General features: G+C 61.1%; 11 protein-coding genes. 2 read left to right on the forward strand and 9 right to left on the reverse strand.

All coding sequences use genetic code 11. The features are described 5' to 3' along the window. Window positions 1-256: 256 nt before the first annotated feature. Complete coding sequence (locus HJB82_RS05655) at window positions 257-1156, reverse strand: LysR family transcriptional regulator (RefSeq protein WP_221139683.1); 900 nt, start codon at window positions 1154-1156, stop codon at window positions 257-259. Window positions 1157-1250: 94 nt separating this feature from the next. Between HJB82_RS05655 and HJB82_RS05660 the strand changes: the two genes are divergently transcribed. Continuing rightward, window positions 1251-2273, forward strand: a complete 1023-nt coding sequence (locus HJB82_RS05660; RefSeq protein WP_221139684.1) for an NAD(P)H-binding protein — start codon at window positions 1251-1253, stop codon at window positions 2271-2273. Here the strand turns inward: HJB82_RS05660 and HJB82_RS05665 are convergent. The 6 genes from HJB82_RS05665 to trxB form a co-directional block, all read right to left on the reverse strand. Next, the gene (locus HJB82_RS05665; RefSeq protein WP_221139685.1) at window positions 2270-3070 is read right to left on the reverse strand and encodes an aminoglycoside phosphotransferase family protein; all 801 of its coding nucleotides are present in this window, start codon (window positions 3068-3070) and stop codon (window positions 2270-2272) included. The two genes, HJB82_RS05660 and HJB82_RS05665, sit on opposite strands and share 4 nt — an antisense overlap. A gap of 73 nt (window positions 3071-3143) precedes the next feature. Further along, window positions 3144-4268 carry an alkene reductase gene (locus HJB82_RS05670; protein ID WP_221139686.1) on the reverse strand — a complete coding sequence of 375 codons (1125 nt, stop codon included), beginning with the start codon at window positions 4266-4268 and terminating at the stop codon, window positions 3144-3146. A gap of 25 nt (window positions 4269-4293) precedes the next feature. Next, complete coding sequence (locus HJB82_RS05675; RefSeq protein ID WP_221139687.1) at window positions 4294-5460, reverse strand: MFS transporter; 1167 nt, start codon at window positions 5458-5460, stop codon at window positions 4294-4296. A gap of 1 nt (window position 5461) precedes the next feature. Next, the gene (locus tag HJB82_RS05680; RefSeq protein WP_207581244.1) at window positions 5462-5755 is read right to left on the reverse strand and encodes a helix-turn-helix transcriptional regulator; all 294 of its coding nucleotides are present in this window, start codon (window positions 5753-5755) and stop codon (window positions 5462-5464) included. A gap of 553 nt (window positions 5756-6308) precedes the next feature. After that, complete coding sequence (locus tag HJB82_RS05685; RefSeq protein WP_003593139.1) at window positions 6309-7205, reverse strand: LysR family transcriptional regulator VtlR; 897 nt, start codon at window positions 7203-7205, stop codon at window positions 6309-6311. A gap of 22 nt (window positions 7206-7227) precedes the next feature. Next, on the reverse strand, window positions 7228-8202 hold the full coding sequence (gene trxB / locus HJB82_RS05690) for a thioredoxin-disulfide reductase (protein ID WP_207581243.1): 975 nt from the start codon (window positions 8200-8202) through the stop codon (window positions 7228-7230). A 231-nt stretch (window positions 8203-8433) separates the two neighbouring features. Between trxB and HJB82_RS05695 the strand changes: the two genes are divergently transcribed. Continuing rightward, on the forward strand, window positions 8434-8901 hold the full coding sequence (locus HJB82_RS05695) for an Lrp/AsnC family transcriptional regulator (protein ID WP_164013485.1): 468 nt from the start codon (window positions 8434-8436) through the stop codon (window positions 8899-8901). Window positions 8902-8925: 24 nt separating this feature from the next. Here the strand turns inward: HJB82_RS05695 and HJB82_RS05700 are convergent, their stop codons facing one another. Together HJB82_RS05700 and HJB82_RS05705 are read right to left on the reverse strand one after the other, a co-directional pair. Continuing rightward, window positions 8926-10269 (reverse strand): sigma-54 dependent transcriptional regulator, encoded by a 1344-nt coding sequence (locus tag HJB82_RS05700; RefSeq protein WP_221139688.1) that lies wholly within the window; start codon window positions 10267-10269, stop codon window positions 8926-8928. Between the two features lie 4 nt (window positions 10270-10273). After that, window positions 10274-12148: an ATP-binding protein gene (locus HJB82_RS05705; protein ID WP_207581241.1), complete on the reverse strand. Its 1875-nt coding sequence runs from the start codon at window positions 12146-12148 to the stop codon at window positions 10274-10276. Between the last annotated feature and the right edge of the window lie 130 nt (window positions 12149-12278).

The following is a 12278-nucleotide window of genomic DNA, read 5'->3' on the forward strand; positions in this document are numbered from 1 at the left end:
AAGGTCGACATACGAAAACAGCGACCCCGTCCGATCATCCCCGCCGCGCATCCAAATTCCCTCGAAATCACTTGCAAGATGGAATCATGTGTCCAGCCCAAAAGCCAGTGGGTTTTTCAGCAGCCTGTTAGGTCTTTGTTTTTACGCATGTCGTTAGCGCAAAACCGCTGAACACTTTTGCGCGACATGCTTTAGATGCTCAATCACGTTGAATTTGCGCATGATTCTTTGCGAAAATCGATTCCGGATTTGGAGGTTATGTGCTGGTCGAATATCGGTGATAGTCCTGAAGCCCCTTGACCAGTGCGTCGAAGGTGGCGCGGCAGCGCGGCGAGGTCTTCAGGCTCTCATGCATCGCCACCCACGTGCCGAGCGGTAGGCCGAAAGCATCGGGTAGCACGTGCACCAGATCGGGGTTTTCACGTGCAAGCCCGACTTGGCAGAGGCCGATGCCGACGCCGGCGCGGACCGCGGCAAGCTGGGCGAGATTGCTGTCGGTCCTGTAGGAGAAGTTGATGCCGGGAACCGCGTAGCGCTTCATCACCATACGGACATAGGCCGTCTGCCGGTCGAAGCCGATGAGCCGGTGGTTTGCGAGGTCAGCCAAGGTTTGCGGAATGCCGTATCGTTCGAGATAGCGGCGATGGGCATGGAAGCCGAGCGGGATATCGCCAATGCGACGCACGACGAGCGCACCCTGCTGCGGCTCGGCCATGCGCACGGCGATATCGGCCTCGCGGTTCACCAGGTCCTCTATCGTATCGGAAGCCGACAGCTCGATCTGGAGTTCGGGATATGTCTCCTGCAGCCGTCCAAGAAGCCCAGGCAGCACTTCGATGGCGATGACCTCGCTGGCGCTGATCCTGACGGTTCCAGCCACGCGATCGCGCTCGCCGGATGCGGTGCGCAAAAGGGCGGCAGTGGTTGCCGCCAGCGTCTCGGCATAGGGTCTCAGCGCCAGTGCGGCGTCGGTCGGCAATAGCCCGTTCGGGGATCGAGTGAAGAGTTCGGCGCCGATTGCCATTTCCAGTGCGTCGACATGACGACCTATGGTCGGCTGCGTCAGCCCCAGTTCGCGGGCGGCGGCCGAAAGCGACCCTTGCTGGAGCACGGTCAGGAAACTGCGGTAGAAATCCCAGCTCGGTTCAGCGATCATGTATTTTTGTATAGCAGCTGCATTTATTTCGTCAATTTTGTTTATCTCCTCCCGGTGGCATAGTCCTTTTATCGGATCGATGGAGATGATTGTCATGAACAGCAAAATGAACACGACGGCGCTCATTCTCGGCGCCACCGGCGGCATCGGCGGAGCGGTTGCCCGCAAGCTGCTTGCCCGCGGCTGGCGCATCCGGGCGCTCAACCGTGATGCCGCCAAGGCGTCGAGGCGCGAGCCGGCTTTCGAATGGATGCAGGGCGATGCGATGAATGCCGGCGACGTGTTGAGGGCGGCTGAAGGCGTCGACCTGATCGTCCACGCCGTCAATCCGCCCGGTTACCGCGACTGGGAAACGCTGGTGCTGCCGATGCTCGACAATAGCATTGCCGCTGCTCGCGCCGTCGGCGCGCGCATCGTGCTGCCGGGCAACGTCTACAATTTCGGCCCCGATGCCCTGCCGGCGCCGACGGAAGATAGCCCGCAGCATCCGGTGACGAAGAAGGGGCTAGTCCGTGTCGAAATGGAGAAGCGGCTGAAGGCGGCGTCGCAATCCGGCGCGGGCGTCATCATCGTCAGGGCCGGGGATTTCTTCGGTCCGGGTGCGACTGGAAACAGCTGGTTCTCATCCGGCCTGGTGACGCCGGGCAAGCCGGTCGGCACGATCAAGAATCCGGGACGGCACGGCGTCGGCCATCAGTGGGCCTATCTGCCCGACATGGCGGAAACAATCGCTCGGCTTGCCGAGCGGGCCGATCGGCTGCCGCCCTTTGCCGTCTATCATATGGAAGGCTTCTGGGATGCGGATGGCATGCAGATGGCCGAAGCCATCAAACGTGTCGCCGGCGGCAAGGCGAAAATCGGCGGCTTCCCCTGGTGGATCGTGCCGCTGGCGGCGCCGTTTGTTGCTGTGATGCGGGAGATCAGGGAGATGCGCTATCTCTGGAAGGTGCCGTTGCGGATGAGGAACGGCAAGCTGGTTGCCGAACTCGGCAAAGAGCCGCAGACGCCGATCGACGAGGCGGTCAGGGCTTCGCTCGTGGCGCTCGGCTGCCTGCCTGAATCGCATCATGACATGATGACCGGCTTGATCGCGCCTTCGCATGAGAATGCGGGTTAGGCCTCTAATTCAGCGAGGGCGAGCCGGGCGACTGTCAGAGCCGTCTCCGCCTGCCGCGTGTTTGCGTCCCCGAGGAACCAAGCGGCGGAAAGGCCGGAATAGGCCGCAATCCATCGCAGCAGCCGTTTTGACTCCAGCCGGGCCTCGGCCGAAACGACGGTGAGTTGGCGGCGGAAACGGGCGGGATCGGTGATAACAGGCAGTTCCTCATTGGCGAAGATATTGGCGAAATCGAAGCCGCGCTCGCCATGGAGCCGTTTCGGATCAATCGCCAGCCAACCACGCGCCTCGAAGTCGAGAATGTTGTCGTGATGAATATCGCCATGCAGGACGGTGAGGTCGCGCTGGTCGGCAAGCAGGGCGTCGGCAATCGCTGAGCAATTGGCAAGCGTGCCGCCATGTTTTTTGGCTGCCGGTTCCAGATCGCGGAACCAGTGGGCGAGGGGCACGGGATCAGGAAGCGGTTTTTCGCGCGGCGCATGCAGCCGTGCCGCCGTTCGGCAGAGGATGCGGCTCGCCTCGTCGTCCTCGCCGTTCATCGCCATGGCAAGCAGCGAGCGTTTTCCCATCGCCCTTTCCAAAAGCACGGCGTCGCCTTCCTGGGCATAGACATGGGCTGCGCCATCACCCGCCCACCATTGCATCAACAGCGCGCCGTATCGTTCGTCAATATCGGCCGCCACTTTCAGCATGGCGGGCCTGTCCTGCCAAAGGACCGGCAGCAGGCGGCTTGAATGGGTGATGATGGGCTCGCCGTCGGCAATTAGCGACCAGCGATCAAGATGGGGAGCGAACATGATGGCACCCTACAGAGACACCTCGGAAATGGAATCCCGCCTTTCGGCGGGATTCGCGTTGGCGTGGAAAGGCTCAGGCGACCTTTTCGAGGGCGGGGTAATCGACATAACCCTTGGCGGTGCCGCCATAGAAGGTCGACTGGTCTGGCGTGTTGAGCGGCAAGTTCTTCGCCAGCCGTTCTACCAGATCGGGATTGGCGATGAAGGGCTTGCCGAAGGCGACGAGATCCACGCGGCCACTTTCGATGGCGTCGACCGCCAGTTCCCGGTCATAACCGTTATTGACCATCCAGTCGGCCTTGCCGCCTGCCGTTTCATAAGCCTGGCGCAACGCCTTATAGTCGAAGGACGGATTGTCGCCCTGGCGGTAGTCGCGATCACCACCGGTCTGGCCTTCGATCACATGGATATAGGCGAGATCGTATTTTGCCAGACCTTCGACGACATGGGTGAAGGTCGCCTGCGGATCGGAATCGTAGCTTTCACCCGATGGCGTCACCGGTGAGATGCGGATCGCGGTGCGGCCTGCGCCGATTTCGCTCACAACGGCATCGACGACCTCGAAGGTCAGACGGGTGCGGTTTTCCATCGAGCCGCCATATTGGTCGGTGCGCTCGTTGACGCCGTCGCGGATGAACTGGTCGAGCAGGTAGCCGTTGGCGCCATGGATCTCGACGCCGTCGAAACCGGCGTCAATCGCCGCGCGGGCGGCCTTGCGGTAATCTTCGACGATACCGGGGATTTCGGTAGTTTCGAGCGCGCGCGGCTCGGAGGTGTCGGCAAAGCTGCCGCTGCCGTCGCCGTTGACCAGATAGGTCTTGGCCTTGGCGACGCGGTCGGTCGAAGAGACCGGCTTGCCGCCGTTCGGCTGCAGCGTCGTGTGCGAGATGCGGCCGACATGCCACATCTGGACGACGATCTTGCCGCCTGCTGTATGGACCGCGTTGGTTACGCGCTTCCAGCCGTCGAGAGCCTCTTTGCTATAGAGACCGGGCACGTTGGCATAACCCTGGCCCTGATGGGTGATCGCTGTCGCTTCGGTGATGATCAGGCCAGCCGTAGCGCGCTGGCGGTAATATTCGACGTTGAGGTCGTTCGGGATGGCGCCCGGCGAGCGGTTGCGGGTGAGCGGCGCCATGACGATCCGGTTCTTGACTGCGATATCGCCGACCTTGGTGGGTTCGAAAAGCTTGGCCATGATGGTCCTTTCTTTTGCGGGAGGATCACTCGGCGGGGGCGAGGGCGGCTCGGCCCCGGGCGGAGAGATAGGTGAGCGCCGTCGCGCCGAGGCCGATCAGGGCCATTAAGGCTGCGGCGAGCGGCACGCGGGTGAGATCGAAGCCGGCATCGATGACGAGGCCGCCAACCCAGGCGCCGAGTGCATTGCCGGTGTTGAAGGCGCCGATATTAATGGTTGAAACCAGGTTCGGGGCGTCCTTGCCGAAGCTGACGACGCCGACCTGGAGCGCCGGCACGGCGGCGAAGCTTGCTAGTGCCCAGAGGAAGAGCGTGATTTCAGCCGGGATTAAGAAGCGGCTCGTATAACTGAAGACGATCGAGGTGAGGGCGATCGCGGCGAAGACGCCGGCAAGCGTCGCGCCAAGACGCCAGTCGGCAAGTTTGCCGCCGACGAGATTGCCGATGGTCAGTCCGAGGCCGATCAGGAACAGCGTCCAGGTGACGCCTTCCGGCGAAACATCGGTGACGTCGCGCAGCAACGGGGCGAGATAGGTGAAGAGGGCGAACATCGAGGCAGCGAAGAAGACGGTGGTGGAGAGCGCCAGCCACAGGCGGCCATTCCTGAGCGCCGCGATTTCGCGCAGGATACTGCCGTTTTCCTGCTGCGTATCCCTGGGCAGGATGGCGATCAGGCCGAGAATGGTGACGACGCCGATGACGGTGACGACCCCAAAGGTGGCGCGCCAGCCATAGGCTTGGCCGATTGCGGTGCCGAGCGGTACGCCGAGAACGTTGGCAAGCGTCAGGCCGGTAAACATCAGTGCGACTGCGCGGGCCTTGCGGTCTTCGGCGACGAGCCCGGCGGCAACGACCGAACCGATGCCGAAGAAGGCGCCGTGGCAAAGCGCGGTCACGACGCGGGCGATCATCAGCACCCAGTAGTCGCTCGCCAGCGCGCAGAGCAGGTTGCCAGCGACGAAGAAGGCCATCAGCGCGATCAGGGCGGTGCGGCGCTTCAGCTTCGCAGTCGAAACAGCCATTACCGGGGCGCCGATGGCCACCGCCAGCGCATAACCGGTCACCAGCCATCCGGCCTGCGGGATACTGACCGAGAGATCGGCGGCGACCTCGGGCAACAGACCCATGATGACGAATTCGGTGGTGCATATCGCAAACGAGCTCAAGGCGAGAACGAGGAGGGCGAGGGGCATTCTAAAGGTCCTGCGTCAGTTGCTTCAGGAAGGCGGCGATCGTTTCTTCGTTGCGTTTGTAGAAAATCCACTGTCCCACACGTTTTGTGCTTACGAGGCCGGCGCGGTGCAGCGTTCCCAAATGGGCCGAGACCGTCGACTGCGACAGGCCGCAGCGCTCGAACTGGCTGGCGCAGACGCCCATTTCGAAAGGATGCTCCTGCGAGGGGAAATGTTGCTCTGGATTTTTCAGCCAGTTCAGAATTTCCATCCGGGTCGGATGGGCGAGTGCCTTGATGATCTCGTCTTTTTCCATCGTTATTCACCGAACTATAAATCGTGTTCTATCGATATATCGATCGTTGGACGTCGATATGCAAATCACGGAGGCGTGAGGCGGCGAGTTTTATGGATTGGGTAAATTTTGGGCAAAAAAAGAGGGCCACCGGAAAACCAGGGCCCTTATAATTGTGAAGGTTAAAAACCTCCAGAGGGGAACAGCTAATGCGGTGGTACTGGGAGAGAAACCACAAGATGCATCAGCTGAGAGGGATATGGTGCTTCCTTGGGCAGGTTTCAATGCTTTTTTGTGCATATCTGCTATGCGCCGCACAAATTTTTTGCGGTGCGGCATTTCCCGAGGAGGCAAGGCAAAAAAAGAGGGCCACTGGAAAACCAGGGCCCTTTATAAGTGTGAAGGTCAAAAACCTCCAGAGGGGAACAGCTAATGCGGTGGAACTGGGAGGAAAAGCCACCATGTGCATCAGCTATAAGCGATATGGTGGTTTAATGTGCAAACGGCAACCCTTATTTGTGCATGCCAGTTATGCGCATTCCGCATAGTATGGAAATCATTCTATAAATCTGGCTCAAAAGTTCCAGTTTCTGGCCTTGCTGACGATGAAATCGCGAAAAGCTTTCAGCTTGGCGGCGTTCTTGATCTCGTCGGGATAGCAGAAATAGGTGTCGAAGGAGGGAACGTCGGCATTGATCGCCAACTGAATCAGGCCTGGGTCGCGGCCGACGATGTAATCCGGCAGGCAGGCGACACCGATGCCGAGGAGGGCGGCGCGCTTGATCGAGGTCTGGCTGTTGATCTGCAGATGCGGGATTCGCTTGTTGTCTGACGAACGGCCGGCGACCTCTAGCCAGTTGACGTCGAGCAGGTAACTCGGTGCCGGCTCACCGAAAGTGATGATGCGGTGATTGTCGAGATCCTCGATCTTCTGCGGCTCGCCATGGCGATTGATGTAGGAGGGGGCCGCATAGACGTGCATGTGCACGGTGAACAGTTTGCGCTGGATGAGGTCGGATTGCTGCGGCTGGCGCAGGCGGATTGCGCAGTCGGCATGGCGCATGTTCACGTCTACTTCCTCATTGTCGAGGATCAGCTGGATCTGTACGTCGGGATAGAGCTGCAGGAATTCCTGGATCTTGTCCGTCAGCCAGCCTTGCCCGAGGCCGACCGTCGTGGTGACGCGCAGCTTGCCGGACGGCGTCTCATTGGTCTCGGTGAGCTGCATCTTCACCGTTTCAAGCTTCAGCAGCACGTCATGGGCAGTGCGGTACAGCAGCTCACCCTGTTCCGTCAGGATCAGGCCGCGCGCATGGCGATGAAACAGCTTGGTGCCGACATCCTGCTCCAGCGCGCTGACCTGGCGGCTGATGGCGGATTGGGACAGATGCAGTTTGTCCGCCGCGTGCGTGAACGAACCCGCCTCGGCAGCTGCGTGAAAAATACGCAGCTTGTCCCAATCCAATGGCATTCCCCCACCCCTCATGCCGATCTTACTCCGCGGCCACGGCGACGGGCATGTGGCCCGTCAGGTATCGCTCGGCTTCAAGCGCTGCCATGCACCCCAGGCCGGCGGCAGTGATCGCCTGGCGGAACGTATCGTCGGTCACGTCGCCGGCGGCATAGACCCCCTCCAGGCTGGTCGCGGTCGAATCAGGCGCGGTCCAGAGATAACCATTGTCCTTCAGCTTCAGTTTGTCCTTGAAGAGCTCGGTTGCCGGCGCATGGCCGATGGCAACGAAGACGCCGTCGACCACCATCTCGGTGATCGCGCCGGTCCTGACGTCACGCAGGCGCGCGCCGGAGACAGATTGCGGCATCGGCGGCTTGGCCGGCGTGCCGGTGATTTCGGCCACTTCGGTGTTCCACAGCACCTTGATATTATCCTTGGAGAACAGGCGTTCCTGTAGGATCTTCTCGGCCCGGAAAAAGTCGCGGCGGTGAACCAATGTCACCGACTTGGCGATGTTGGAGAGATAAAGCGCCTCCTCGACCGCGCTGTTGCCGCCGCCGACCACGATCACATCCTTGTTGCGATAGAAGAAACCGTCGCAGGTGGCGCAAGCCGAAACGCCGAAGCCCTGGAAATGCTGCTCGCTCTCGATGCCGAGCCACTTGGCCTTGGCGCCGGTGGCGATGATCAGCGTATCAGCGGTCCAGACCTGGCCGCTGTCGGTGCGGGCGACGAAGGGACGCTGGTTCATGTCGACTTCGGTCACGACGTCGTTGACGATCTCGGCGCCGACATGTTTTGCCTGCTGCAGCATCTGTTCCATCAGCCAGGGACCCTGGATCGGATCGGCAAAGCCCGGATAATTCTCCACATCGGTGGTGATCATCAGCTGGCCGCCCTGTTCGAGACCGGCGATCAGAACCGGTTTCAGCATGGCGCGCGCGGCATAGACCGCGGCGGTATAGCCTGCGGGTCCGGAACCGATGATGAGCACCTTGGTGTGGCGGGCGGGCATGTCATTTCCTTTCGACTGGCAGGATGGCGGCGGCTAAGTGGCGATTGCGGCCGTTTCGCGGTCCATGGGCCATTTATGAACGTCCAATGCTTTTATTCAAGGGCAGCCTTGCGTTACCAACAAGGCAAATCGCCCGGATGTGCAAGAATCCGTCATCGGCGTGAAACATTCTTGCGTATTCCGCCGCTTTATATAGAAGCTCCCCGCGGAGAATTAAAGAAAGGCAATGATGTGGGTCGCGCCGAACTCGACGTCATCGACATAAAGATCCTCCGGGAGCTGCAGGCCGACGGCCGCATGACCAATGTGGAGCTTGCCGATCGCGTCGGCATCTCGGCGCCGCCATGCCTGCGCCGGGTGCGCAAGCTCGAGGAAGCGGGCATCATCGAGGGTTACCACGCGATGCTGAACAGCCCGCGGCTCGGCTTCGACCTCGTCGCTTTTTGCATGGTCGGCCTCAAGCACCAGTCGGAAGGCAATCTCAAGGCCTTCGCCGCCGCCACTACCGAATGGCCGCTGGTGCGCCAGGCCTGGATGGTCTCGGGCGACAGCGATTTCCTGCTGCATTGCGTGGCCGAGAACCTCACCCGCTTCCAAGATTTCGTCATCGAGGTTCTGACCGCGAACGAACACGTCGACACCGTGCGCACCATGCTGACGATCCGGCAGGTGAAGAAGCTCGGGCTGGTGGAAGTCTGACGCGACGTCGGACTTTATTCCCGCTTATTTGCGAGCGGCATAGCCACCCCGGTTGATACCGTGGCGCTGAAGCTTGTCGTAGAACGTCTTTCTCGGAATGCCGAGTGCCTCGATGGTGCGACGCACGTCGCCATCATTGGCCGACAGCGCGTCGCGGATGATCTCCGCCTCGTACCGTTCCAGCCGTTCGGGAAGCGTGGCGTCCGTCGGCTGCGGAGTGGCCGCCGGCGCTCCACCTTCGACGCCAAGCACGACGCGTTCGGCATAATGCGAAAGTTCGCGGACATTGCCCGGCCACGAATGCGAGGCGAGATGTCGCCGCACTCCCTCTGAAAGTGGCGGGACATCACGGCGAAAGCGTTCTGCGGCGCGGGCGGCGAAGTGGGAAAACAGCAGCGGAATGTCGTCGCGGCGTTCTCGCAGCGGCGGAATGGAGATCGTCACGACATTCAGCCTGTAATAGAGATCCTCGCGAAATTCCCCCCGCACAGCGGGATCCCCGAGGTCGATCTTGGCAGCCGCGACGACGCGCAGATCGACCGGGCGTACCTCATTGGTGCCGAGCGGCGTGATCTCGCGCATCTCCAGCACCCTCAACATCTTGACCTGCGTGGCAACAGGCATGCTCTCGATCTCGTCGAGGAAAAGCGTGCCGCCGCCTGCATGTTCGATGCGGCCGGTGCGGCGCTTTTGGGCGCCGGTAAAGGCGCCGGCCTCGTGGCCGAACAACTCGCTTTCGATGACGGTTTCGGGCAGGGCGCCGCAGTTCAGCGCCACGAAATTGCCCTTCCGGCGGTGGCTCCACTGATGCAGGATCTGAGCAACCACTTCCTTGCCGCTGCCCGTCTCGCCGGCAACAAGCACGTCGACATCGGTATCGGCGATGTGGCGAAGAATTCTTCTCAAATTTTCCATGACAGGCGTCTGGCCGATCAGCGGCGAATTCTCCTGCGCATCCTCGGCAGCTTTGCGCAGCATGCGGTTTTCCAGGATAAGCCGCCGCTTCTCGCTGGCGCGACGAACGCTTTGGACGAGCCGATCGGCTGCGAAGGGCTTGGCGATGAAGTCATAAGCACCGTCTTGGATTGCCTGAACCGCCATCGGAATATCGCCGTGTCCTGTCATCAGGATCACCGGCAGGTCAACATCCATGGTCTGCAGCGTGGCGAAGAGTTGCAGCCCGTCGATGTCCGGCATGCGGATATCGGTGACGATGGAGCCGGCAAAGTCGGCTGACAGGTCGGCCAGCGCGGCCTTCGCTCCCTCATAGGCGAAAACGGAGAATCCGGCGAGTTCGAGCGTCTGGGCGGTGGCGCGGCGCAGATCCTTGTCGTCGTCGATCAGGGCAACGGGTATCATTGTGGCCATGACCTCAAGCCTTCCTCAGATGAACGATGAACCGGGTTCCACTGCTGTCGCTGGCGACCTCCATCCGGCCGCCGTAATCGCCGACAATATCCTTGGAGATGACCAGCCCCAGGCCGAGACCGCTTTCCTTCGAGGTATTGAACGGCGTGAACAGGCCCTTGCGGATATCCGGCGGAATACCGGGGCCGTTGTCGGCGACCGTCACCGTTACCATGTCTGCATCGGCTGATGTCCTGACCTCGACACGACCCTCTCCGGCCTTCGGCGCCACCGCCTCCAGGGCGTTCTGAAGCAGATTGATGAGCACCTGCTCGAGACGGATGCGGTTTCCCATGACCCGCAGTTCGGCCGGCGGCAGGTCGATGTCGAGCGTATCCATGCGACCGGCAAACCGGCTGCGCAACAGCATCACCGCGCCCTCGATCACATCCTTCAATCCTGTGGGCTCGGCGCTGCCGCGACCCTTTCGGGCAAAACTCTTCAGCTCCTCGGTGATCGAACCTATGCGCTCCGTCAAAGCCGCGATGCTTTCGAGATTTTCACCGGCAGGTGCGGCCTGCCCGCGAGCGAGGAAGGTGCGGGCGTTGTCCGCATAGGCACGGATGGTCGCCACCGGCTGGTTGATCTCATGAGCGACGCCGGCGGCCACCTGACCGAGAATTGCCAGCCGGTTGGCCTGCACCAGATCCTGCTGCACGGCCTGCAGCCGCTGTTCGGTGCTCTTATGGCCGATGATTTCAGCCTGCAGCCGATCGCGCGCCTGGCTGAGATCCAGGGTCCGCTCGGCGACGCGCCGTTCCAACTCCTCTCGCGCCTGCTGTTCTCCGAAAATCCGCAAGGTGATCGCATGGCGCCGGCGCAGCAGAAACGCTGCTCCCGCCAGCAGCGGCAAGAGTATGAGCAAGGCCAGCATACGGGCTTCGCGAATTCCCGCATCGATGGATGGCCCAAGCGCCACGAGATGCTGCAGCTGCCAGCCGGTTGCAGGAACCGGCATCCCGACATCGAGAAACCTGGTTTTTCCGGCATCGCCGGGCATGACGATCTCAGCGACATCAAGGCCGTCGCCGAGGTTCCGGACGAAATCCAGCGGCAGGGGCTGAAGCGGTGCAGCGCCGAATTGAAGGCTTTCGCGGATCGCGGTCAACCGGTCTTCGGCGATCCGACCGATCGTCATGAACCGCCATGATGGAATACTGGTGATCAGAACAATGCCGCGCTCGTCAACGACGTAGGACGGGGTGTTCGAGGCATTCCAATCCGCCTCGACGTCGTCGAATTCGACCTTGACCACAACGACACCCAGCAGGCCATTGCTGCTCGAAATCCGCTGGGAGATATAGAGACCCGGTTTTTTGCTGACCGTGCCGAGCGCGAAGTGCTCGGCCTGTCCTCTTTCGGCCGCGCCTCGAAAATACTCCCGGAAGCGGTAATCATTGCCGACGAAACTCGTCGGTTCGCGCCAGTTGCTGGCCGAAACAGCCATGCCGTCCTTGTCGATGACATAGATGACGGCAGCCTTCGTGCCCGCCGCCAGCTTTTCCAGCTTCTGACTGAGCCGCTCGAACGTGCCGGCATCGTTTCCCGCCAGTGCCGCGGCGAGTGCAGCGTCCTGCGACAGCACGAAGGGCAGGGCCCGGTATTTCTCAAGAACGGTGCGCAGCAAAGCCGCATTCAGCCTCGCATCCATGCGGGCCTGTTCCTCAAGGGCAGCCTCCGCCCGGTGCCGGCCGATCTCGCCGCCGGCCCAGAGACTTGCGACGACGGCAAGCAGTGCGATCACCGCATAGGCCCACCACATCCGGCGGATGCGGTGGTGCAGAGGCAGGGCAGGCCACAGCCTTTGCGAGACAGACAAGGACATGGCGGATTTGTGCATTTTTCTGCACTGGATGCAAATGGATTTGTGCGGATTTCCGCATTTGTCCATGAGTGCGCCGGGCCTCCTGAAATTTTTATTTAAAAAAATCAAAAGGTTATAAAAACACTCGAAACTGGCACGGTGATTG

The sequence above is a fragment of the Rhizobium sp. NZLR10 genome, from assembly GCF_019685125.1.
In the GTDB taxonomy this organism is placed as follows: Bacteria; Pseudomonadota; Alphaproteobacteria; order Rhizobiales; family Rhizobiaceae; genus Rhizobium.